The sequence below is a fragment of the Candidatus Flexicrinis affinis genome, assembly GCA_016716525.1.
In the GTDB taxonomy this organism is placed as follows: Bacteria; Chloroflexota; Anaerolineae; order Aggregatilineales; family Phototrophicaceae; genus Flexicrinis; species Flexicrinis affinis.
The window spans coordinates 16,284-38,361 of the sequence record JADJWE010000004.1; the positions used below are offsets into that span (position 1 = coordinate 16,284).

Annotated in this window: 25 protein-coding genes, 1 tRNA gene and 2 pseudogenes; 15 read left to right on the forward strand and 13 right to left on the reverse strand. The window is 64.0% G+C overall.

The window, feature by feature from the left end:
• Nucleotides 1-188: 188 nt before the first annotated feature.
• Nucleotides 189-890: a hypothetical protein gene (locus tag IPM16_12505; GenBank protein ID MBK9123920.1), complete on the forward strand. Its 702-nt coding sequence runs from the start codon at nucleotides 189-191 to the stop codon at nucleotides 888-890.
• Between the two features lie 44 nt (nucleotides 891-934).
• On the opposite strand, the gene IPM16_12510 is transcribed toward IPM16_12505, so the two are convergent.
• On the reverse strand, nucleotides 935-1,819 hold the full coding sequence (locus tag IPM16_12510; protein MBK9123921.1) for a GNAT family N-acetyltransferase: 885 nt from the start codon (nucleotides 1,817-1,819) through the stop codon (nucleotides 935-937).
• Between the two features lie 390 nt (nucleotides 1,820-2,209).
• Here IPM16_12510 and murB point away from each other — a divergent pair, with 390 nt between their 5' ends.
• Nucleotides 2,210-3,124 carry a UDP-N-acetylmuramate dehydrogenase gene (gene murB, locus IPM16_12515; GenBank protein ID MBK9123922.1) on the forward strand — a complete coding sequence of 305 codons (915 nt, stop codon included), beginning with the start codon at nucleotides 2,210-2,212 and terminating at the stop codon, nucleotides 3,122-3,124.
• 90 nt (nucleotides 3,125-3,214) lie between these two features.
• Nucleotides 3,215-4,822, forward strand: coding sequence for a hypothetical protein (locus IPM16_12520; protein MBK9123923.1), 1,608 nt, complete (start codon nucleotides 3,215-3,217; stop codon nucleotides 4,820-4,822).
• Here the strand turns inward: IPM16_12520 and cysC are convergent.
• Both cysC and IPM16_12530 read right to left on the reverse strand, forming a co-directional pair.
• A pseudogene (gene cysC, locus IPM16_12525) lies at nucleotides 4,812-5,361 on the reverse strand (adenylyl-sulfate kinase). The gene IPM16_12520 and the pseudogene cysC sit on opposite strands and share 11 nt — an antisense overlap.
• Nucleotides 5,362-5,441: 80 nt before the next feature.
• Nucleotides 5,442-5,741, reverse strand: a complete 300-nt coding sequence (locus tag IPM16_12530; GenBank protein MBK9123924.1) for a 4a-hydroxytetrahydrobiopterin dehydratase — start codon at nucleotides 5,739-5,741, stop codon at nucleotides 5,442-5,444.
• A gap of 310 nt (nucleotides 5,742-6,051) precedes the next feature.
• On the opposite strand from IPM16_12530, the pseudogene argF reads away from it, so the two are divergent.
• The 7 genes and pseudogenes from argF to IPM16_12565 all read left to right on the forward strand — a co-directional run bounded on the left by argF (nucleotide 6,052) and on the right by IPM16_12565 (nucleotide 11,381).
• A pseudogene (gene argF, locus IPM16_12535) lies at nucleotides 6,052-6,973 on the forward strand (ornithine carbamoyltransferase).
• A 61-nt stretch (nucleotides 6,974-7,034) separates the two neighbouring features.
• The gene (locus tag IPM16_12540) at nucleotides 7,035-7,409 is read left to right on the forward strand and encodes a tetratricopeptide repeat protein (GenBank protein MBK9123925.1); all 375 of its coding nucleotides are present in this window, start codon (nucleotides 7,035-7,037) and stop codon (nucleotides 7,407-7,409) included.
• A gap of 17 nt (nucleotides 7,410-7,426) precedes the next feature.
• Nucleotides 7,427-8,653, forward strand: a complete 1,227-nt coding sequence (locus IPM16_12545) for a hypothetical protein (GenBank protein ID MBK9123926.1) — start codon at nucleotides 7,427-7,429, stop codon at nucleotides 8,651-8,653.
• Entirely contained in the window at nucleotides 8,563-9,075 is a 513-nt protein-coding gene (locus IPM16_12550; protein ID MBK9123927.1) for a tetratricopeptide repeat protein, read from the forward strand. The genes IPM16_12545 and IPM16_12550 overlap by 91 nt, the downstream gene beginning before the upstream one ends.
• A gap of 22 nt (nucleotides 9,076-9,097) precedes the next feature.
• Nucleotides 9,098-9,283 carry a hypothetical protein gene (locus IPM16_12555; GenBank protein MBK9123928.1) on the forward strand — a complete coding sequence of 62 codons (186 nt, stop codon included), beginning with the start codon at nucleotides 9,098-9,100 and terminating at the stop codon, nucleotides 9,281-9,283.
• Nucleotides 9,284-9,291: 8 nt separating this feature from the next.
• A complete protein-coding gene (locus IPM16_12560) occupies nucleotides 9,292-10,155 on the forward strand; it encodes a TIGR00159 family protein (protein MBK9123929.1) in 864 nt (287 codons plus the stop codon).
• A complete protein-coding gene (locus IPM16_12565; GenBank protein MBK9123930.1) occupies nucleotides 10,152-11,381 on the forward strand; it encodes a hypothetical protein in 1,230 nt (409 codons plus the stop codon). Before IPM16_12560 ends, IPM16_12565 begins: the two co-directional genes overlap by 4 nt.
• A gap of 742 nt (nucleotides 11,382-12,123) precedes the next feature.
• On the opposite strand, the gene IPM16_12570 is transcribed toward IPM16_12565, so the two are convergent.
• From IPM16_12570 to IPM16_12585, 4 genes are all read right to left on the reverse strand, one after another.
• Nucleotides 12,124-12,750: a hypothetical protein gene (locus IPM16_12570; GenBank protein ID MBK9123931.1), complete on the reverse strand. Its 627-nt coding sequence runs from the start codon at nucleotides 12,748-12,750 to the stop codon at nucleotides 12,124-12,126.
• A 209-nt stretch (nucleotides 12,751-12,959) separates the two neighbouring features.
• Nucleotides 12,960-13,616, reverse strand: a complete 657-nt coding sequence (locus IPM16_12575) for a hypothetical protein (protein ID MBK9123932.1) — start codon at nucleotides 13,614-13,616, stop codon at nucleotides 12,960-12,962.
• A complete protein-coding gene (locus tag IPM16_12580) occupies nucleotides 13,585-14,214 on the reverse strand; it encodes a methyltransferase domain-containing protein (GenBank protein ID MBK9123933.1) in 630 nt (209 codons plus the stop codon). Before IPM16_12580 ends, IPM16_12575 begins: the two co-directional genes overlap by 32 nt.
• Nucleotides 14,215-14,255: 41 nt before the next feature.
• The gene (locus IPM16_12585; protein ID MBK9123934.1) at nucleotides 14,256-14,654 is read right to left on the reverse strand and encodes a hypothetical protein; all 399 of its coding nucleotides are present in this window, start codon (nucleotides 14,652-14,654) and stop codon (nucleotides 14,256-14,258) included.
• 20 nt (nucleotides 14,655-14,674) lie between these two features.
• Here IPM16_12585 and IPM16_12590 point away from each other — a divergent pair, with 20 nt between their 5' ends.
• Nucleotides 14,675-14,884, forward strand: coding sequence for a hypothetical protein (locus IPM16_12590; GenBank protein ID MBK9123935.1), 210 nt, complete (start codon nucleotides 14,675-14,677; stop codon nucleotides 14,882-14,884).
• Nucleotides 14,885-14,927: 43 nt separating this feature from the next.
• Here the strand turns inward: IPM16_12590 and IPM16_12595 are convergent, their stop codons facing one another.
• The 4 genes from IPM16_12595 to IPM16_12610 form a co-directional block, all read right to left on the reverse strand.
• Nucleotides 14,928-15,425, reverse strand: coding sequence for a sigma-70 family RNA polymerase sigma factor (locus IPM16_12595; protein MBK9123936.1), 498 nt, complete (start codon nucleotides 15,423-15,425; stop codon nucleotides 14,928-14,930).
• 83 nt (nucleotides 15,426-15,508) lie between these two features.
• Nucleotides 15,509-16,069, reverse strand: a complete 561-nt coding sequence (locus IPM16_12600; protein MBK9123937.1) for a ferric reductase-like transmembrane domain-containing protein — start codon at nucleotides 16,067-16,069, stop codon at nucleotides 15,509-15,511.
• A gap of 403 nt (nucleotides 16,070-16,472) precedes the next feature.
• Nucleotides 16,473-17,399, reverse strand: a complete 927-nt coding sequence (locus IPM16_12605) for a hypothetical protein (GenBank protein MBK9123938.1) — start codon at nucleotides 17,397-17,399, stop codon at nucleotides 16,473-16,475.
• A 130-nt stretch (nucleotides 17,400-17,529) separates the two neighbouring features.
• Nucleotides 17,530-17,721: a hypothetical protein gene (locus IPM16_12610; protein MBK9123939.1), complete on the reverse strand. Its 192-nt coding sequence runs from the start codon at nucleotides 17,719-17,721 to the stop codon at nucleotides 17,530-17,532.
• A gap of 170 nt (nucleotides 17,722-17,891) precedes the next feature.
• On the opposite strand from IPM16_12610, the gene IPM16_12615 reads away from it, so the two are divergent.
• Together IPM16_12615 and IPM16_12620 are read left to right on the forward strand one after the other, a co-directional pair.
• Nucleotides 17,892-18,299, forward strand: a complete 408-nt coding sequence (locus tag IPM16_12615) for an OsmC family protein (protein ID MBK9123940.1) — start codon at nucleotides 17,892-17,894, stop codon at nucleotides 18,297-18,299.
• A gap of 79 nt (nucleotides 18,300-18,378) precedes the next feature.
• Nucleotides 18,379-18,450 (forward strand) — tRNA-Asn (locus IPM16_12620).
• 134 nt (nucleotides 18,451-18,584) lie between these two features.
• Here IPM16_12620 and IPM16_12625 read toward each other — a convergent pair.
• Entirely contained in the window at nucleotides 18,585-18,737 is a 153-nt protein-coding gene (locus IPM16_12625) for a transposase (GenBank protein MBK9123941.1), read from the reverse strand.
• A gap of 509 nt (nucleotides 18,738-19,246) precedes the next feature.
• Between IPM16_12625 and IPM16_12630 the strand changes: the two genes are divergently transcribed.
• Both IPM16_12630 and IPM16_12635 read left to right on the forward strand, forming a co-directional pair.
• Nucleotides 19,247-20,326: a hypothetical protein gene (locus IPM16_12630; GenBank protein MBK9123942.1), complete on the forward strand. Its 1,080-nt coding sequence runs from the start codon at nucleotides 19,247-19,249 to the stop codon at nucleotides 20,324-20,326.
• Between the two features lie 73 nt (nucleotides 20,327-20,399).
• On the forward strand, nucleotides 20,400-20,840 hold the full coding sequence (locus IPM16_12635) for a hypothetical protein (GenBank protein MBK9123943.1): 441 nt from the start codon (nucleotides 20,400-20,402) through the stop codon (nucleotides 20,838-20,840).
• A 28-nt stretch (nucleotides 20,841-20,868) separates the two neighbouring features.
• On the opposite strand, the gene IPM16_12640 is transcribed toward IPM16_12635, so the two are convergent.
• Nucleotides 20,869-22,077: a hypothetical protein gene (locus IPM16_12640; protein ID MBK9123944.1), complete on the reverse strand. Its 1,209-nt coding sequence runs from the start codon at nucleotides 22,075-22,077 to the stop codon at nucleotides 20,869-20,871.
• Nucleotide 22,078: the final 1 nt, after the last annotated feature.

Here is a 22,078-nt window from a genome sequence, read left to right on the forward strand (position 1 = left end):
GGGATTTGGGGCGCTGCCCCAAGCCCCAGCAGGAGCTTGCACTCCTGCACCTCCTTACTTGCGGAATTGAGCCGACTGCGGCTCAATTCCGCAGATAAGGGAGTCCAGAGGGCGTAAGCCCTTTGGTCGAGGTGTGGAGGCGAAGCCTCCGCGCTGTGCCTGCCTGACTGTTGAGGAAGCCGGAGACCGTGTCCCCGATCGACACCCTGCTTGGCGCCATCTTTGAGCACCGCCGGCCCGGCTTCTACACCGAGTTCGAGGCATGGGTGCGCGGGTCGCGCCGGTACCGTGCGTTTGCCGAAACGTACCAGACCAAGATTCGTTCGAAGCTGCGGGCCGCGCGTGACGCCGATGCGGTGAGCGATCTATACGCCGAATTGCAGGCCGCCGCGCTTTTGCTCCACGAGCCGAAGATTGCGCTCGAGTACGAGACGTATGCGGCGACCGGCAAACGCGGGCCGGATTTCTCGGCGACGTGGAAGGCACACACGCGCTTCAATGTGGAGGTGCGGCGCGTGCGCAGCGTGGAATGGCAGAACCTCGACCCTGAAGCACGGCAAGCCAAGCTGACCGGCATCCTGTGCGACAAGGCCGGCCAGATGCCGGCGGGGATCGTCAACGTGTTGTGGCTTGCCGGCGATGCGGGTGTCTCGGTTGACGACGTGGCCGGTGCAGCGGCTTCGCTGCGCGGGCGCGCCGAAGGCAAGGAGGAGACGTTCTTCGCGAGGCGCGGGTTCAGGAGTGCTGCGGAGTTCATCCGGCACTACCGGCACGTCAGCGCCGTCGTGGTGCGGGAAGGCGGTGCGTTGGCGGTGTGGCCCAACCCTTTGGCGCGTCATGTGATGCCCGGAGACCTGTCGCGCATGATCGAACGGCTAGCGGCTCACTAGCGCTATGCCCTGCGGGGTATCGAGTTCGTGGAGGAGTGGATCGATCAGGCCACGGGGGCGGGCCGGTCAATCGCCAGTTCGCAGCGGCGGAACGCCAGCACGTAGCCCAACTGCTTGAGGATGGGCCAGTACGGACTGCCGTCGGGGAGGTCTTCGATCTTGGTGTCGAACTTGACGTAGACCTGATGCATGGATGCCAGCAGCGCCAGGGCGACATCGGCGCTGACCCATGGGCCGAATACGAAGTGCGACAGCATATACGGGTCGCGGTGGAAGATGATCCAGCTCTCTTCGCCGTCCAGTGTGCGGGCGCGCAAGCCGGTCAGCTTGCCGACGTTGCACAGCGAGGCCGTCGCGTTGACCCACGTCGGCTGATCGGTGCGACGCTGCAACAACCACTCGATTTCATGCGGGAGCAGTGTCGTCACGTGCACATCGCGCATCATGAAGTCATTCGGCGCCAGCGGGGGACGGCGCAGGACGAGCAGCTCGCGCCTGGTGCCAAAGCCCGCGCGATCGTACAGCGCTCGCGCGGCATCGTTGCCGCAGATGATCTCGAGCGATACACTGCGGGCGGACGTCGTCCATGCGGCGTCGAGCAGGGCGTTGACGATCGACGTACCGATGCCCTGACCGCGGTGACCCGGGACGATGCCCAACCGTGTCATCCACGCCTGCCATTCCCGCACGCCCAGCATACCCAGCCCGATCGGTTCGCCCCAGCCATCAATCGCCACGACCGATTTGTCGAGGGCAATGTCATAGATGTGAGCATGCTCCTGCAAGCGCGGCCCGTCCATCGGCATTGGCACGATGTAGTCAGCGCGCGTGACGTTGTACAGGCGAGCCAGTTCGTCCCAGCCGAATTCGCTCGCGGGGATCAAATGCGTGTACGGGACAAGTCGGAGCAGATTGTTGGGCTGTAACATGACAGTACTTTCGTAATGCAGCTGCGGCTTCGGGCGTTTCGTACTGTGCTGCTGCTGCTGTCTGCTGGTGGCGGATAAGGTAAACGTCGATGGCGGCTGCGGGCGGTAAATATCGGCTCTGTACGGCGAAAGCGGATGCTCCTTGTGCCGTACCCGGTCTAACTCGGACGTTGCGTCAACTTGTGTTCGGCTGCTATGTTAACTTGCGTTAGTGAGTCGTAACCTCAGGGCGATGGAAAGTTTGATTAGTGTTACTCGCAGGGCTGGACGGCCGATGCGACACACCCAATGTATCACAACTATTGACGTCAATAAATCAATTGTTCCTTAATTCTTCTCGATCTGATCCCTCCCTACCGGATTCATGCGTGCCGGCGTACACTCTGCGCCATGAACATCCACGATCTGCCCGCTGCGCTGACCTCTCGGTTCGCCGACGATCCCGGCCTCGCCCGCTACACTGCCGCGCGCCTCGGCGGGCCCGCCGAGGCGCTCATCGTCGCGCGCGACACCGAAGATCTCGAAACGATCGTTACGGCGGCGTGGGCAGCGAACGTGCCGGTGCGCGTGCTGGGCGGCGGGGCCAACGTGCTGATCAGCGATGCCGGCGTGGATGGATTGATCGTCATCAACAATCGCACAGCCGAGATCGTGCCGCGGGACGCGAACACCTTGCGCGTAAGCGCGGGAACGACCCTGACTCATCTGTCGCGTACGTGCGCAACACTTGGCCTGCGCGGGTTCGAGTGGGCGGTGGCCGTCCCCGGCACGGTCGGCGGCGCGGTGGTCAACAATGCAGGAGCGCATGGCGCGTCGATGGCTGACTGTGTGGTGTCGGCCCGTGTGGTCGAGCCCACAGGCGCGCGTGAATGGACGCTGGCCGATCTTGGTTATGCATACCGGCATTCGGCGCTCAAAGCGCGTGTCGATCGGCGCTTTCTGGTGACCGGCGCCACGCTGCGATTTAGCTCGGACAGCCCGGCCGACATCAGCGCGCGCATGAACGAGCACAACGCGTATCGCAAGCGCACTCAGCCGCCGGGGGCGAGCCTCGGCAGCGTGTTCAAGAATCCGCCGGGCGACTACGCCGGGCGACTGATCGAAGCGTGCGGGCTGAAGGGCTACGCGATCGGGGGGGCACAGGTCTCGCCGGTGCACGCCAACTTCTTCATCAACGCCGGTGGCAACGCGACGGCGGCGGACTATTACGCGCTGATCCGGCACGTGCAGGCCGCTGTCGAAGGGCGGTTCGGCGTGCGGCTTGAGCCGGAAATCGAACTGCTGGGCCGGTTCGACGCATCGTGAGCATTGTGTTTGCCTTAAGGCGCCTAACTGAAGTTCGGATACAATCACGGTAGGTGGGTGCCACCAACGATCCACGCCGAAGGACGCAGCATGCAGACGCGCTACACCGGTCAGGTGACTGCCGCCGAGTGGCGGTGGGTGATGACAGGCGCCACGATTCTGGCGCTGTTCATCCTGCTCCCGATGATCCTCCTCCCCATGCGTTTGACCGACCCGGCGCGGGCGTTCATGGGCGCCCTGCACACGCCGGAGGATGCGGCGCAGGTTCTGAGCACCATGCGCATCGGTCAGGACAGCGAGTGGTTGTGGCGCACGCTGCACACGGGCGAAACCCAGCCCGGCCTCCTTGCCGATCCGTTGTACATCGTAGTGGGGCAACTCGCGCGGATAACCGGCCTCGACGGGATCACGTTGTTCCACGTCGCGCGGGCGCTCGCAGCGCTGTTCATGTTCCACGCGTTGTACGTGCTTGGCGCGGCCATCTGGACACGGCTGACGATTCGGCGCGTGTTCTGGTCGATCGCGTCGGTCGGGGCGGGCTTTGGCTGGCTGATCCCATCGGGCGCAGCCGACACCGCCGGCTCGGGACTGTACCCGTTTCAGGCGGCGCTGCTCAACGTGCACCTTCCGCTGGCGATTGCGTGCCTAGCATTCCTGTCGGCGGCGATCCTCGACGCGCTGGCGCCGGAAACGACCGATGTCCCCAAAGTGACCAACAGCGGCCTGACACTGATCGTGTTCTCAATCGTGCTGGCGCTCATTTATCCGCAGGCGCTCGGCCCGGTGACCATTACGTTCGGCGTGCTGCTGGCGGTCGACGGTGTACGCCAGAAGCGTCTGCGCCGTAATGTGCTGTGGTTCGCGTGGATGGTGGTGCCGACGCTGCCGATCCTCGCCTACAATCTGATCCTCACCACCGGCTACCCGCTGATCTCGATGCTGTGGGAACTGCACGGGCAGGACACCGTACCTGCCATCGGCCCGCTGCTGGTCGGGATTGGCCTTCCCGGTTTGATCGCGCTGCCGGGCCTGTGGCGCGGGATTCGCCGGTTCGAGCCGGACGGTTCGGCCTTCATGCTCGTTTGGCTGGCGGCGATGCTGGGGATGGCCTTTACGCTGCCGTTCGTGCGTGGGGGGTTCCTGACCGGGCTGATGGTGCCGGTCGCCTATTTCGCAGCGCGTGCGACCGAGGACGTGTGGTTTCCACGCTTGCAGAACCGGCGTTGGCGGTATCGTGTAGTCGCCGTGATGCTGCCGTTGGTGGCGGCCAGTCATGCGGTCGTGATGCTGGCGCCGCTGGAGCTTTCGCAGCAGCGCGTGACCCTGCCCGCCGAGTACCTGCGCGCTTTCCAGTTGATCCGCAGCACGAGCCGTCATGTCGTTCTGGCTTCGCCGCAGGTGAGTGTGTGGCTGCCCGTATGGGCCGGTCAACAAGTCGTGTCCGCCGGCCCGGCCTTGACGCTCAACGCTGCCCGCAAGGCCGATGCAGTGGCGGCCTTCTTCACGGCGGACGCCCCCGGCGACTGCTTGCCCGTGCTGCACGGGGCTGGATCGGTGGCGGGACGCTATCAGGTGGACTATGTGCTGGTGGGACCGTACGAGCGGGCCATCGGACAGAGCAATGTCTGCCTAGACCCGCTCGCGTTTATTGCCAGATATGGGGATGTCGAGGTGTACCGCGTGCCGGCTACGCCGTAACTGCGGGGATGAACTGGCGTTCCTCGAGCGCTTCGAGCACCTGAGCGACGCATTCGTCGACGCTGTACAGGTCGGTGCGGACGTGAATTTCGGCGTTCTCCGGGGCTTCGTACGGGTCGTCGATGCCGGTGAAGTTCTTCACCTCACCCGCGCGGGCCTTGGCGTACCAGCCCTTCACGTCGCGGCGTTCGCACTCCTCCAGCGGCGCGTCCACGTACACTTCGAGGAAGTTGGTCGTCTCGTTGCGGACGTGCTCGCGCATGGCGGCATACGGCGAGATGAACGATGCGATCACGGCGACGTTGTTGCGGCTGAGCAGCTTGGCGACGAACGAGACGCGCTCGATGTTCTTGTCGCGGTCTTCCTTGCTGAAGCCGAGGTCGCGGGTCAAGCCTTCGCGGACGGTGTCGCCGTCGAGGCGCCTCAAGGCGCACGCCGCGCGCGCGAAGCTGTTTTTCGATCGCCAGCGCAAGCGTGGTTTTGCCTGCGCCGGACAAGCCGGTCATCCACAGCACGAAGCCGGGGTGTTCAATCATCATGGATCGGGTTCCTCAACACAATCGGTCGGTCAAACGGCGGCCTATTGTACGGGGTGTCGGCGCGCTTGTCAGTTCTGAGTTTACGACTTGGGATACCCGAGTGCGTTGACGGCGCGTGCCGCGGCGACATCCTTGGCGGTGATCTTGCCGCCGGCGTCGTGGGTATTGAAGCGCACGGTGACTTTCTTGTAGCCGATGTGCAGGTCGGGGTGGTGGTCAAGTCCCTCGGCGATCACGCCGACAGCCGAAGCGAACGCCGTACCGGCCAGATACGCGTCGAATTTGACGGTGCGAGTCAGGGTGTCGCCGTCGCGCTCCCAGCCGGGCAGGCCGCTCAACGCGTTGGCGATTTCGGTGTCGGTCAACGGAACGGAAGCCATGGTCAGTCCTCCCTCGGTTTGCGGTCCATGCAGTGTAGCGTACGCAGATGACGTTGGAATGAGAAGGGACTTCAGGTTGGGACGCCGTCCCAAGCCCTGCCAGAAGGCTTTCGCCCTCTGGACTCCCGTTCACGCAACCGAGGCCGCACGCGGCCTCGGTTGCAGAAATGGGGTCAAGGGGTGCAAACCCCTTGTGGAGGCGGCGTCTCCGCAGAATCCTCCCCCGGCGTTTACCGCCTCCGCGCCGCCGTGTGATATACTCCAGTCCATTCCAAACTGCTCCCTGCGCTGCCATGCCGGAAGGATTACGATGCGGCATTTCCTCTCTCTTGACGACTGGAGTACGGCCGACCTGCGCGCGTTGATTGACGAAGCGATTGCGCTCAAGGCCGAGTACATGGCCGGCGGCAATCGGCCGATCCTCAAAGGCAAGGTGCTGGCGATGATCTTCCAGAAGCCCCTCGCTGCGCACGCGCGTAAGCTTTGACGTCGGCATGCAGCACCTTGGCGGCAGCGCGATTATGCTCGGCCAGAACGAGATCGGGTTGGGGAAGCGCGAAGCGATCAGCGATATTGCGCGCGTGCTGTCGGGGATGGTCAACGGCATCATGGCGCGTGTGTTCGACCACAACCACGTCGTCGAGCTGGCGAAGTGGTCCGGCGTGCCGGTGATCAACGGTTTGAGCGACGATCACCACCCCTGTCAGGTCATGGCGGATGTTTTGACGATTCGTGAACACTTCGGGCGCACTGATGGCCTTAAACTGGCATATATTGGGGATGGCAACAACGTTGCGTCGTCGCTGCTGTTTATGTGCGCCCATTTCGGGATCGACTTCAGCATCGCGGCGCCACGGGGGTATGCCATTCCGCAAGCGGTAATCGACGCGGCCATGCCGGTCGTACAGCGCAGCGAGATCGAGTTCACGCAGGTCGAACGGCCCGAAGACGCCGCCACCGGCGCCGACGTTCTCTACACTGACACGTGGATCAGCATGGGTCAGGAAGACGAAGCGGCCGAGCGGATTTCAGCGTTCGCCGGGTATCAGATCAACGCCGCGCTGCTCGATCAGGCCAAGCCGGACGCGGTCGTCATGCACGACCTGCCGGCTTACCGCGGCAAAGAGATCACCGACGAGATGATGGATGGCCCGCGCGCGGTGATCTTCCAGCAGGCGCACAACCGCCTGCACGCGCAAAAGGCAATCCTCGCCCGCCTGTTGGCAGGCTGAGGGCGGCCATCGTCGCTTACGGAGAGAATCGGGCGACCGAGTAGTGATGGAGAGGTCCGGGATGGCCGGAAACCGCGACGCCTACACTGAATACATGAACGCCGGGCACGACGCGGCGTGGGACCAGAACTGGGAGGCGGCCATTGACCATTATGGCCGGGCCGTCAAAGAGTTCGAGGACGACGGCGATGCCCAGCTGCACTTGGGGCTGAGCCTGCTGCGCGCCGACCGGCTCAGCGAGGCGCTGCGCGTGTTGGAACGCGCCCATCAGCTTACGCCCGACGACCCGTCTGCGGCCGAAAACGCCGCCGAGGCGCTCGAGCGCATGGGGCGCAACCGCGAGGCCGCGCAGAAGTATGTGCAGGTGGCCGAGGCGTACTTGCGCTGCGCGACATCGACAAGGCGATCTTCAACTGGGAGCGCGCCGCCAGCCTGACGCCCGGACTCACGAGCGTGCACGCCAAGCTGGCGCAGGCCTACGAGCGCATCAACGACCGCAAACGCTCGCTGCGGCAGTTCCTGATTCTCGCCTACTATTTCCGCCGCGACAACGACAACGAGCGCGCGATCCGCGCGGTCGAGCGGGCGCTCAAGATCGACCCGCGCAACTCGTTCGCGCTCAACGGCCTGAACGCGCTGCGCGCCGGCGGCGAACTGGTCATGCCGCCGGAAGACGCCGATGTCGCGCCGCACGTGGTCCGGCACTCGGCGGCACGTTTGGACGCCGATTTCGAGTCGGTCGACGAGGACGACAAGGCGATGTCCGAGGGCGACCCGCGCGGCCCGATCGGCGAGTCGCTCAATCAGGCCCTGAGTATGTTGGCCGCGCACGTGCTGGAAACCGGCATGCTTGACGCGACCGGCGCCGATGCCCTCAAAGCGATGGAACTGCAGAGGCAGGATGCGCGCACGGAAGCGATCGATGCGTATCTGCGGGCGCTGCCCAGACTGAATCACCCGGCGCTCAAGATGAACCTCGGCGTGCTGCTTCTGCAGGCCGACCGCCCGCAAGAATCGGTGGCGCATCTCGGCGAGGTCCTGAACGTCCCGCAGCTTCGCATCGGCGCGCTGCACGCGCTCGGGATGGCGAATGCCCGGCTTGGCAAACAGCAGCATGCGGCCCGCTTCCTCGTTCAGTGTTTGCAGTCGATCGAGACCGACCGCAACAAGGCACCGCGCGCCGAGGTCGAGCGTGTGTACCGCGGGCTGGTCGACGCGCTGGAAGAGGCCAACGACGGGATTCTGGTCGCCATCAATCAACGCTTCCTGCGCACGCTTTCCGGCAAGGAGTGGCCGCAGCGGGTGGAGACCTGCGGCAGCACTTGGATGAAATGCTGCGCACGGCGGGCGCAGGCGGCGTCCGCGACTTCTTGGGCAGCGGCGGCGGCGACGAGCTGGCCGAGGCGGTCCAGCGCATCGACCGGTACATCCGCGAGGAACGCCTTCTGCTGGCGATGGACGAGGCGCATCAAGCCGTCGAGGAAGCGCCGTACTACCTGCCTGTCCACGTGCGTATGGCCGAGATCATGGTGCGCGAAGGGCGTTTGCGGCAGGCGATCAACAAGTACCAGATGGTTGCGCAGAGCTACATGGTGCGCGACGACTTCGACCGCGCCGCTTCGATCCTCAACGAAGTGCTGGAGATGGCGCCGCTCGACACCACCATCCGCACCGAGCTGATCGGCTTGCTCGAGCAGCAGGGCCGTCAGCCGGAAGCGATGCCGCACTACCTCCACCTCGGCAGGACATTTCGCCAGCTTGGCAATGTCGACGGCGCACGTGAGGCGCTGTCGATGGCCCATGCGCTGTGTAAGCGGTTCACCGACGATGCCGAACAGCTTGTGGCGATCAAACATCAGATCGCCGACATCGACATGACCCGCTTCGACCTGCGCCGCGCGCAGCGCACGTTCGAGGAAATCCTGGAAATTAGGCCGCACGACGAGCGCGCCCGCCGCCAGTTGATCGACATTCACTTCCGGGCAGGGGAACAGCAACGAAGGCGTCAAGCGACTCGACGAACTGCTGTCGCAGTACGCGCGCGAAAAGCAGGTCGGGCCGATCGTCCGCACGCTCGAGGAACTCGTTCGCCTGTACCCTGACGAGATCGCGCTGCGCTCGCGGTTGGCCGGCCTGTACCGCCAGACCGGGCGCAACTCGGAGGCGATCACGCAGCTTGACGCGCTGGGCGAACTGCAGCTCAAGGCCGGCATGACGCAAGAGGCGGTCGTCACCATTAAGCAGCTTGTCAAACTGGGGCCGGAGAACGCCAACCAATACCTGCAGCTTCTGCGGCAGCTTGAACGTTAGGGACTGCCGTGGAACTGCTGTGGGCGCTCGAAAACTTCGACCTGCGCTCGATCATCGATATTCTGATCGTCGCATTCCTGTTCTTCGGCGCCAGCTTGCTGTTCCGGGGTACTCAGGCGGTCGCGCTGCTGCGCGGCACGCTGCTGCTGATCGTCGTGCTGGTCGTGCTGTCGTCGCTGTTTCAGCTTCAGGCGCTGGGTTGGGTCATCTCCAACCTGCTCACCGTCGTGGCGGTGGCGATCCCGGTGATTTTTCAGCCGGAGCTGCGGCGCGCCCTTGAACAGATCGGGCGCGGGTCGATCTTCAACACCACTCAGCAGCGCACCGAAAGCCTGCACGCCGAGATCATCGAGGAAATCTGTCAGGCGGTCGACAAGCTGTCGGAGCGGCGGCACGGCGCGCTGATCGTGCTTGAACGCGAGAGCACGCTCGGCGACTTCGTGCGCACCGGCATCCCACTTAACGCGCAGGTCACGTCGCAGCTTCTGCTCACCGTGTTCTGGCCGAAAACCGAACTGCATGACGGCGCGGTCATCATCAGCCGCGACGGCCGGGTGGCAGCGGCGGGCGCCGTGCTGCCGCTGACCGCAAGCCGCAACCTGCCGAACCGCAAGATGGGCACGCGCCACCGCGCCGCGCTCGGGATCAGCGAGGTCAGCGACGCGATCTGCGTGCTGGTCAGCGAGGAGACGGGACGCATCGCGCTGACGCAGGGCGGACGTATCGTGCTGCGCCTTGAGATCGACCGCCTGCGTTCCCTGCTCGAGAGTTTCTACAGCCCGCAGACGGTCGGCTCGATCGGCGCGCTGAGCCGCCTGCGACTGCGCGTAAGTTCGGCCCTGCGCCGCAAGCCGCCGAAGGCAGCCGCATGATTCGACGCATTCGCGGCAACGTGCCGTGGTTCATCGCTTCGCTGGCGCTCGCCTTTATGGTGTGGGTCGTCGCTACGCTGCAAGTCGACCCGATCCGTGTGACGGTGTTCAACAATGTTCCGATCCAGTTGATCGAGAACGACGCGATGATCATCACCAACCGCACGTCTTTGCGGCGGATGGTTGCGGTGGAGGTGCGCGCGCGCCAGTCCACCATCGAGCGCATGACGCCCGAAGACCTGACGGTGCGCGCCGACCTGAGCAATTACAATGCCGGGACGCACGCGGTCCCGCTGCAGGTGTCGACGGCACGGCAGGCCACCGTGGACACGCGCCCTGCGCAGCTCACCGTGACGCTCGAACAGCGGCAGGCCCGCCAAAAGCCGGTCGTGGTCGAGATTATCGGCGAGCCACCGCCGGGCTATCAGCGCGGCGAACCGCAGCTCGGCCAAACACAAGTGCTGGTGACCGGCACGCTGGCGCAGGTCGACCGCGTCGACCGCATCCGCGCGACCGTCGACCTCAGCGAAGAGCGGACGACGTTCAGCCGGTTGGTGGGCGTGTCGGCGGTTAACGCGAACGGCACGATCCTCAGCGACGTTGTGCTCGGCGCCGATACGGTGGAGGTCACCATCGAGATCCGCCAGCGCGAAGATGTCGTGGCGCTGCCGATCCGCCCGCAGATCGACTTCGAAAGCTTGGCTGACGGGTACGTGGTGCGGCTGGAGACGTACACGCCGCAGACGGCGACTCTGCGCGGTTCGGCCGCGGCGTTGGCGCTGCTGCCCGACCTGCTCGATACCGCGACCATCGATCTGACCGACCGCACCGAAAGCTTCACGATCAACGTGCCGGTACGTCTGCCGGATGCGCTCGCCAACGGCGAGGTCACGCTGCTAGAAGGTCAGACGATCACGGTCGACATCGTCATCGAGGCGCGGATCTCGCAGGTCCAGCTCGATGACATCGAAGTCACTGTGACCGGGACGGTCGGTTCCGTGCGTGTGATCCCGAGCCTCGTGACCGTGCTGGTGACCGGTCCCCAACCGCTGATCGACACCCTGACCGCGGATGAGATCGTGGTCACAGTCGACGTGACACAACTCGCCCCCGGCACCTACGACCTTCAGCCTGTCGTCACGGTCAGCTTCGGCACCGACGAGCCGGACGAAATCCGCGTGATCCCCAGCACAGTCGGCGTGATCATCAGCGCCGTCGAGCCGTAGGTGTGTTATGCCGGGAACCTGAGGCACGAGTCGGTGGAGCGGTCAATCGCAACTCGGTTTCCGCTAGTAGGGACCTGCGCAGTTAAGTGGTCCCAGATTCTCTCGGTTACCCACTTGGCCCTTGAACGTAATTTCCTCTCGAGTCAGTGGAACATACATGTTGATAATGCTGTCATAGTACATCGAGGGCCAGACGGCGTAATGGACGCCAGTAAACGCGGGGAACGGGGGAATGTCGTCTGTCTCGAATGTCTTGAACTTATGCTTGGTCACGTAGTAGACACCTCCGCTTCCCGGAATAGCGAACCGATTGAGTTTCGTGGGTTCGCTGGCAGAGATCGCCGTTCGACCACTTACAGACCTTTCGCAACCACGTCTTGCACTTGTTGTCAGGATCAGTTACGTCGATCGCCCGAAAGTCGCTCTTGATGACATCCATCACGTAAGTTGGGTACCAATACAGACCTGGCCATAACAGCGTACTATGTGAGTAAAGATATTGCGGAAATTGCGAAGCCCCGTTGATCACGCCAGAGAAGTAGTCGTTATTGCCGGGGTACATCACGAGAGTGTCATTGTAATCATGTTCGTACGGACGGGTCGGCAGCGGAGTTAGGAATGGGTATGCCGTCGTTACCATGCCCGTAGAGAACATGAGGCTCGATACGACTCCCACACCGGCAACAACAGCTGCAATCCAGGCTAGATATCTGCGAGACATCATATTCCTCCTTACTGTTGACTACTCGCCGTCAATGCCGAGCCAATCGAGAACGGACTGACGTTCTTCCTCGCTGAATTGTCCTTCCTGGTTTGAGGCAATCTGACCTACCACTGAGCCGACCAATTCAACACCAGCCAGTGTGTGCATCAACGTGTTTGCCCCGCTTCCTAAGCCGAGGCTGAGCGGGCCAACCAGATCAGCAGCGTCTTCATCCTTGCACTGTTGATACGCCTCGATCACGCGCTGCCGGTCGCTTTCAAGCACCGTGTGAGCAGAGAATGTCATTACGGCATAGTGATCTTCGTCGGGATACTTGTACTCGACCAACCGGATGTCCCGGCAGTTCAATCCCATCAGAGCGCGGACGTCGTCCGACGTCACGTTCACGATTCCCAGCACGGTGCCTCGGTAATAGGCATCACGCAGCCACGCCACATTATCTGTATTGAAGCCTCTCCAGATATCGCCGATGAGGATCAGGCCGTCGGGGCGCTCGACTTCGCCAGAGACGAACGCGGAAATCGAGTCGTACGTGTCGATGCCGAAGGTCGATTGCAGAAAGTCCGGCGCCAGATTGCGCGCCTCCAGATCGATCGCGACGGAGTCCGGGTCGGCGATCATCGCGATCCGGTACTTGATCGCCATCGGTTGAATTTCGGCGATGGACTCAGCCAGCGAGGGTTCGGGAAAGGGTTCCGGCGGCAGTGGCTGGGCTGACAGTGGAAGGACGACCAGGGAGAACCAGCATCAGCGCGGAAACCGTGATAACTCGGCGTGCATTCATCGTACACCTCCAGAACAAGTGGTTCACACGCTTGTCTCTAAACAGCATGTATAACCACTATATCATTACATTAGCTTACCCCCCCCCCGCGAGTATTGTCAATAGGGTCAGGACCATCGTCCCGGAGTGACACGGCACCGCCGTGTCCGGCAAAACAGAGGGCACAGAGACCACAGAGGAAGAGCGAGCACACAGAGGGGATGTAGGGCCGACACGCCGGGGCGGACAGCCCTGCTTGAGGCGCGGCGAGCAGGGCTTCCGGCGTCATGGCGTGACCGCGCTTCTTGACCGTGATGCGGCCGATGTTGTGTGTCCGAACGTACTGCTTGAGCGCCTTGAGATTGAACGGCATCCAGTCGACGATCTGCCACGCGCGCGCCCACGGCGAGTCGGGGCGGGCCGCGCTGGTGAGATAGGCGATCTCCGGGTCGAGCAGCGCCGCGCCGAGTGCCTCGCCGAGCGGCTGGACGAGGCCGGCGCGGATGATCGCCGGGTCGGGTTCGATCAGCCACGCTTGCGGTTCGGTGACAGGAGGCCGGCGTCGCGCGGCGCGTGACCCCAGCGCAGGACGTCCCCGTCGGTGAGGAGTACGGCCGAGGTCGTTTGCGGCAGCGGGCCGGTCTTGAGCAGCGCCTCTTTCAGCGCGCCGTCCGCCGAGATGAATTCCACGGTGCCGCCATACGGGGCGGTCTCGCTCAGGTCGACGCCGGGCGAGAGCTTGGCCCACACCGAGCGCGCGTCCCAGTCGCGCACGGTCGACAGCGGCGGCTGATACCCTCGACGTGGTAGATACGCTTCCCGTCCGCACGGCGTGCCGGATCGAAAAAGACGAGATCGGCGGGTTCGGGCAGTCCACGCGTGACGTCGTGGACAGCGAAGCGGGCGTTGGGCAGGCCCAGCACGGCCGCGTTGTGGCGCGCGAGCTCGATGCGCACCGGGTCGAGGTCGACGCCGAGCACGTCCAGCCCGGCCTGCGCGAACGCCAGCGAATCGCTGCCGATTCCGCAGCACGCGTCGATGATCGAGTGGGCGCCCGTCTCGGCCACCGACGCGGCACGGTAACTGCGCACTGCCGGATCGGACGCCTGTTCCAGCGCGTCGCGGGTGAAGAGCATCCGGTCGGCGGTTGAGCCGAACTTGTCGATCGCGGCGCGGCGCAGGCGCATCTGGTCCACCAGCGCGGCGGCCTGCTCGCGGCTATACGACTTGCGCAGGCGCGTGATCAGGGCCAGCGCCGCCGACTCCGACACGTCCTCGTCAGCGAGGTCGGCCAGCGCGGCGATGCCGTCAGGCGAGGTGAGAAACGCGAAATCGGCAGAATCCATCACACAGGTACAGGCACGGGCGGTCCCGTCGGGCAGGCGAGTTACCGGAGCGACTCGGCGACGGCACGCGCGGTTTCGAGGTCGGCGCTGGTTTCGAGGCGGTACGTGATCGCGCCGTCTTCCCACACCAGCACGCCGCTCAACGTCTCGTACGACAGATCGGGCAGCAAGGCGGCGTCGAGGCCGAACATCACGACGTGCGACTGAGTCGTCCAGACCGCGGACAGGTCGCCCACCGTCGTCTCGGAGAATCTCCGGTACCACTTTATACCATAACCGTCGCCGGTGGCGATGACATACAGCAACCACTCGATCGCAGTACGGTCGTCGGACAGCCACGCCGCGATCACGACCCGGTCTTCGGCTTGCATGAACACGGCATCGGGCGCGGGCAGTGCGGCGGGCAGGCGGATCGGGACCGGAAGGCGCGCGGGCGGCATCGAGCGTGGTCGCGCCGGGGATGTCCGCCAACGCGAGGGGCGGCGCGGTCAGCGTGGCGTCGGCGTCGACGGCGATATGCACCATGCCGACGCGGATCTGTTCGAGCGCGACGTACAGCGGCACGAGCATCAGCAGCAGCGCGCCGGCGAGCGCCCACCGCAGCGTGCGCTGGCGCTGGAACGCAATCGTCTGCCGGCGCGACCAGCGGATCGCCGGCGTCGGCGGATAGGCGAATGACGCGGCGCGTTCGCGGAGCTGTTGTTCAAAGTCGGTCATGCCATACCCTCCACCAGTCCGGGATAGTCGGCTTCGATCAGGTCGCGCAGGGCGATCAGCGCGCGGTGCTGGCGCGACTTGACCGTGCCTTCCGGGACGCTCAGCGCCTCGGCGGTCTCCTGCACCGAAAGGTCGAGGAAATAACGCAGGTAGACGACCTCCTGCTGCTTGCGCGGCAAGCGCTGTACGGCGTGCCATAACTCCCTCGCCTGCATCTGCTGATGCGTCTCTGCTTCCGGGCTGCTGATACGCTCCCCGGCCTCGGCCGTGAACTGATCGGTGCGGCGGCGGTAGCGCCACCACGCGCGGTAGCGGTTGCGCGCCAGATTGGCAGCGATGCGCAGGAACCACGGGCGCGCGGGCCGGGCCGGGTCGAGGCGGTCGAGCCGGGCGAAGGCGCGGATGAACGTCTCCTGCGCGACGTCCTCGGCGTCGTCGGCGCTGCCGAGCAGCAGGTAGGCCAGCCGAAAGACCGCCTCACGATGCTGCTCCACCAGCCGGTTGCGCGCGGCCGCGTCGCCTGCCTGACGCGCGCGATCAGCGCAGAGTCCGCCGTCAGATCCGCCTCGGGCATGCCTCAATCGCCTGCTTGTGCGAGGCCGCGTCGCTTCGATCCGCCCGTGCGGCCGGTCAAGCCGATGGCGTTGCGCACGGCCGGCACGCGCAGCAGCAGCAGGACCGCGAGGATTACGCCGTACACGATCAGTTCGAACTGCGCGTTCGGGTCGAGCACCAGCACCTTCTTGCTGAACTGCGCGGCCAGCACGCCGTGTACGACGGCGATGATGCCGGCGGCGTACACCAGACGGTGTAGGCGCTTCCAGTTCTTGCCGAGCGTGCGCATCGCAAGCCGGTTGGACGTGAGCGCCATGACCGACAGGATCGCCAGCACGATCGCGCCGGTGAGCAGGTAATTGGTGCTCAGGAAGGGCCGCCACCACTCCGGGCAGCCGACGCAGTTGAACACGTTGCGTTCAGTCAAGTACATGGTGAAGTGCAGCGCGCCGAAGCCGAACGCCCACAGCCCGGCCGATTTGCGCAGCGGGATGGCGCTTCGCCAGCCGAGCATACGGTACACCGGCGTGATCGCCAGCGAGACGAGCAAGAAGCGGATCGCCCATTTGCCCGCGTCGAGCATCTCCTGGGCGTGCGGGCCGAAGCAGCCCGCTGCTGCCGGTGGCCGTCGCCGCGCGTACGAGCAGAACGACGAAGATAGTCAGCGCCGCTACGTTCAACAGCGCCCAGCGCCAGTGTTCCCGGATCCACGCCATGGTTCCTTCTCCTCGAAGCGTATCGTCACCCGGTATACACCGGCCGGCACGTAGAGGTTCCATGGACACGGCTGAAGCCGATTGAGAAGTAGTGCAGGCGTTGCCTCCACCTCCACAAGGGGTTTGCACCCCTTGACCCCATCTCTGCGGATTGTCCTCGCACGCGAGGACAATCCGCGAGTACGGGAGGCCGGAGGGCGAAAGCCTTCCGGCAGGGTTTGGGACAGCGTCCCAACCTGAAAGCCCCTTATCAAACTGTCTCTTAGCGCGCTATGCGCTCGACGAACTGCGAGAGGTGATCTTGCGCAGCAGGTCGAACCAGAACGGCGCGCCCTGTGCCGCGGCGATGGCCGAGACCGCCAGCCCGATCAGCTTGAGCATGAGCAGCGAGAACCATCGCGGGTTGCCGTTGGGGGGCCACAGGTTCCACAGGTTGCCGGGGTCGTCGTGCGGGTCGCGCAGGCCGAGCGCGGCGGCTTCGTCGGCCATGTCCGGCGTCAGCGGCAGAAAGCTCCAGCCCAGCGGAATTTCCAGCCGCAGCAGCTGCTGGGCGGTACGCTGCGCGTCCAGCACGGTGTCGATCACGCCCGGCGATGTCGATGTCGATGTCGATGCCGCGTCGGCATCGTCGGCGAGGTCGCTGTTGGCGGCGGCACGCGCCGCTGCGGCCACCGACGCGCGCAGGCCCGGGTCGTCCCACAAATCTTGCGTGATCGCCAGTGTGTCGACGTTGAGCAGCACGACCAGCGCGCAGCCTACGATCAGCGACATGCGCTGCAGCTTCTCGCGGAACAAGTTAGACGAGCGCTGCATGCCGTCGTTGAACCACGCGCGCAGCTTGTCGAAGGCGGCCTCCAGCGAATTGGCGGAGTACAGGACGACCTGCATCGCCTCGCGGAAGGGCGGTGTTTCGATACGCGACATGCCGATCAGCAGCGGGATCATCTGTGCGTTTCGGCTGCGGACTTCGGCATAGGCGCCTTGCAGCGCGTCGAAGCGCTGGCGCAGCAAGGTCGGAGCACCGGGCAGTTCGGGCATGGCGTTGACGGCCTGACGCAGGGCGGCCAGTCGCTCATCGGACGGATCGGCCTGCAGGTCGCCGAGCAAGCCGAGGATGCGGCGCTTGGCTTCGGAATGCGGCAGCGCGCGGGCCGCTTGCTCGACCGGGCCGAAGGCGCGCACGGTGAGGATGCTCACAGCGCCTCGACAAACGTCTCCGGCGCGATGTCGGCGACGCGGGTCAGCGGCGCGTCGAGGGTTGGTCGGTGGTGTCGACGTCGGCACTCCAGCGACATCATCGCCAGCTTGGACGAGTCGACCAGTTTGATCAGGGGATGGACAGGATCTCCGCTTGCAGCGTGCGGTCGCCCACCATCTCGATCAGGCCCTCTTTGAGGTTCTGAGCGCGCAGGTTGCGGGCGTTGGTGAGTAGGGTGTTGATCTGCGTGACGAGAATGGCCGTCAGGCTGTAGATGAAGACCAGACCGATCAGCAGTTCAAGGATTGCCGTATTGAACATGGGCGCTCCCCGTGTATGGTGCGTGAGTGGACGATTGTAGTCGTCAGCGAGGGATAATGCGAAGTCGGTGAGGGAATTGGACTGAGATGTAAGGGGCGGCCGTCCGCCTTTGTCTATAGACTTGAGATATGTTTCACAAGCGGGGCGTTAGCGCTCTAAAGGAGATATTCATGTACAGCACCAAGGTCCGCACCCACGGCGGGCACCTTACGACGATTACGGCAGGAGAACATACGTGGTACGCCGATTCATCGGTGGACGAGGGTGGCACCGACAAGGGCGCGACGCCCGAGGAATTGCTGCTGGGCGCGCTGGGTGCATGCGCGGCGATCACGGCGAAGATGTACGCGGCACGCAAGGGATGGCCGCTGGAGGACGTCGCCATTTCGCTGGAGATGGAGCGCAAGCCGACCGAAGAGTCGCAGTTTGCACACGAGGTCGTCGAGAAGATCGAGCTGATCGGCGATTTGACCGAAGATCAGCGCACGCGCATACAAGAGATCATGCGGCGCTGCCCGGTGCGGCGCGCGGTGACCAACCCGATGACGTTTCTCGAGGAAATCCTCGTCGCTGAGTAAGGCGTGCGGGGACGGCCCCCAGCGACGGTGGTTTTATCTTGACAGCCTCCCGGGGCTTTGATACTCTACCGAGTGCTATTCCACAGTAGCTCAACGGCAGAGCAATCGGCTGTTAACCGATGGGTTCCTGGTTCGAATCCAGGCTGTGGAGACAGTGTGGAGACAGATTGGAGCCAGTCCGAACATCCAGCATCCTCAGAGGTGCTGGATGTTCGCATTTCTGAGGGGGCACTCGCTGCCCGCGCTTCGCCTTATCTGACAATTCCTTCAGATACGCGAACGTTGCTACAAGTCAGAAGTGGTGCCTAACGTGGCCAATGCGGCGTACTCAGCAGGGGGTAGCCCACCGAGTGCGTCGTGTGGCCGGTCATGAATGTAAAGGGCGATCCATCCGTCAATCCATTGGCGCACCTCCTTGAGCGAGCGAAACAAATGCATAACCAGCACTTCTTTGCGTTAGGTCCGGTTGGAGCACTCGATGTCGTGGTGGTGGGCAGCGTGTTAAGGGGGACGCGGCGGATTGACCCCCTACCCGAGGCACTGAACGCCGGACTTTTGATTCCGCGGCCCTGCCACACATCATCGGGAAGGCGGCGCGTCAGAAAACGGGTATACAATGAGATCAAACACCCGCGAGGTCAGACCCCCGATGACGGACAGCGCGCCGTGCACCCCAAGCTCATCTCCTGCTGGTAGTCTCCCTCGCAAAACCTCGTTGACAGGCCAACCAGCGCGTACGTTCCGCCGGCGAGTCTGTGCCTTGCCGCGTGCAGATGCCCCTGTGTTACGTTGTGCCTGTGCTTCCCAGTCGTCGACCGGCATCTCCACATAGTCGGCTGTGCGCAGCACGGAGCCAATCCGGGCAGGAATCGTGTATAGGACGGATGCGGTACATCTTGGCGCGACCTCACGCGTCGGGTCATCGCGCAATCAGGCAGGTGAGACTTATGGAAGGCTTTGGACTGGATTACATACTTTCGATTCTCTTGGGCGGTGCCCTTTTGGCCCTGATCATCGCAGCGCTGTTGAGCATGATTCAGAGTGTGACGCGGTCGAGTTGGCTTCGCATCGCCATCTCGGGCGGGGTGGGGACCGCGGCACTCGGCGTATACATTGTCTTCGTGCTGCTCAGTCTATTCGGCAGCTCCGTCACGCTGATCTGGCTGGTGTTTTGCTCGGGTTATGCGCTGTTCGCCCTGCGCCGTGAGACGCGCGAACGCAGCCTGTATCGTTTTACCCGGAACGGGCCCTTTCACGCCTATGGCATTCAGCTGGAGGGCAAAGGCGCCCAACTTGTCTTCAGCACCGACGGGCTCGACAGCCGAAATGACATGGACGAGAGCAAGGTTCTTGACCTGATCGCCCGGCTGTTGAAAGATCGATTCCAGCTCGGCTCCGATCGGGTCACAATCAGCGATGTCGATCCCGCAGCGAAATACGACAAGCAGTTTCTCGTGGCGCAGTACACCACGACGCTTGAAACGACGATCTCGACGATTTTCCACGTCTCCCGTCACTACATGAGCCAGCATCTTGTGTGGTGGATCATGCTGCGCGGGAAGGTTCGTCTAGGTGATGCGGTCGTGTTCGTGCTGAGCGCGCCGCTCACGATATTTGATTGGTGGATCCGTTGGGCACGCGGCGCGCACAGCGTTCGCGCGCGGATTGCCGCGATGATCGACTTCACGTACGACCAGTTTGACATCAACGCGTGGCTTGACATCTACCAGAACCAGTTCTTCGCCGCACTGCTCGACGCGCTCGAGGATCTCGGTATCGATGTGAGCGCCTATCGCAATAACCCGATCAACTTCGTTCAGTCCAACTACGTCAGCAACATCCTCGGTTCGGGCAACATTATCGGCGCCATCGCGCAGGGGACCGCCAATACGACGACCGGTAGCGTCAGTCTGCCGGCAGGTGCGCCGGTACCACGCGCTGCGCCACCGCGGCCTGCGGATCCCGAATCCGTGGATATGCATGTGCTGGAGAGCATCGACGAGCCGCAAGACGTCGTGTCGAAGTAATGGACTTCGCACGGCACCGCGCTGCCCGGAATCGACTGGAAAGCGCCGAGTCAGCTTCAGATCGGAGGGGACTATGACCGACGAAAACAAGAACCAAAAGGATTCGCATCACCTCAACATCTCGGGGAGCGGAAATGTGATAGGCGTCGCCCAGCAGGGGGAGCACAACCGCGCGCGTGCCCGGGTCGATATCCGTCAGGACGCGTCGGCCTCCGAGTCCTTGCAGAGTGCGGACGCCCTGTTTGCCTTGCTTGACGAGCGTGTGGCGGCGCTGTCCGACGACTATGAGCGGAAACTGGCATCGGTGTCGGTGGAAGGGCTGAAGGCCGAAACAGCCAAAGGCGAGAACGCCGAGGAAGCCGTGCTGGCGAAGCGCCTGCAAGCGATCCGGGCGACTCTCTCGGACGTCTTCGAGGTGGTCGTTGCGACGATCGCCAATCCAGCGGCGGGATTCGCGCTGGTGGCGCAAAAGGTCGCGAAGAAGGTCAGATCCGAGGCCGATCAGCCGGAGTGATACACAGCGGTCACCGGCGCGAAGCTGCCTACGGCACCCGAAGCATCACGCGCTCCATTTCAATGTCGGGCTGAGTCCATCCCTTCTGCTGCATAAGGTCGTAGAACGCGCGCCGCAGCACAGCCCGAACCTCGACGTGTACGGGCCCGTCGCCCGTCGTCCCGAAGACAAAATCCGCCGTGGTGCTGCCCAGCGCGGGAAGGCGTGTGTCCTCACGGATGCGCGTCGGCATCCAGTACGCGCCGCTCGGATAGAGTTCTGTCCAGCGTTCCTGCAGGATCTTGGCGAAGTACAGGCCGGGATGTCCAGCCAGATCGCCCGACCACGACGGGAGTACCGGCCCCGAGAGGAGATCGACGGGCATCATGTCGGGGTCTGCGACTGAAACGGTCAGCAGCACCTGGCGCAGCGGCGAATCGGTCGGGACATGGTGGCCCGCTCCGGCATTGGCGACGTCCACGTGCACGTACAACTGCTCGCCGTCGCGCCGGGCGACAACCGCAAGCTCCAACGTGGCTTCCAGCAGCGCCGTATCCGGCGCGCCGGGCATGCGATGGCTGTATATTGTCTGCGAGTCGCGGACCAGCCCGCCTTGTTCCGGCAGCGCGAACGTCGGCACGCCCAGCCGTGGCATGTGGCAGTCCTGACACGTCTGTCCGGTGATCGGGTCGCTGTACGGGCTGGCGAGCCACTCGCCGAACGAATCGTAGACCACCGTATCCCAGAACACGCCGTAGTGACACGGCGCGCAGAAGGCGCTCTCCGTCTGCACGGCCGAGTACGTGTCCTCACCGGGGGCGACATCGTCGAACGGCCCGGCGAAGAACTGGTGGCCTTCGTCCGGCCGGCGGAACGCGTAGGACAGCACGCCCGGCATGTTCGCATAGGGCAGGCCGGTGCGCGCGTCGAGCGACACCGACCAGACCTTGTGACAGAAGTCGCACCCGATTCCTTCCGCATCGACACCCGCGACCTGCCGCGGATCGACGCCGTAAGGCGCGTTAGCCGCCGCCATTGGGGTGTGGCACGCTGCGCAGTTGCCTGCCGTGCCTGGGAAATCGAGCTTGTAGCCCGGGCCGTAGTAGGGCAGGTTGGGGTCGGGGCCGAGCGGACGTGTGCCGTAGTCCTTGGCGGAGACGTAGCGCGTGATCGGGCTCTGGTTTCCGTCAACGTCAGCGCCGGCGTACATGGTGAGGAATCGCGGATTGATGGCGCTCTGCGAATGCGCATCCAGCACC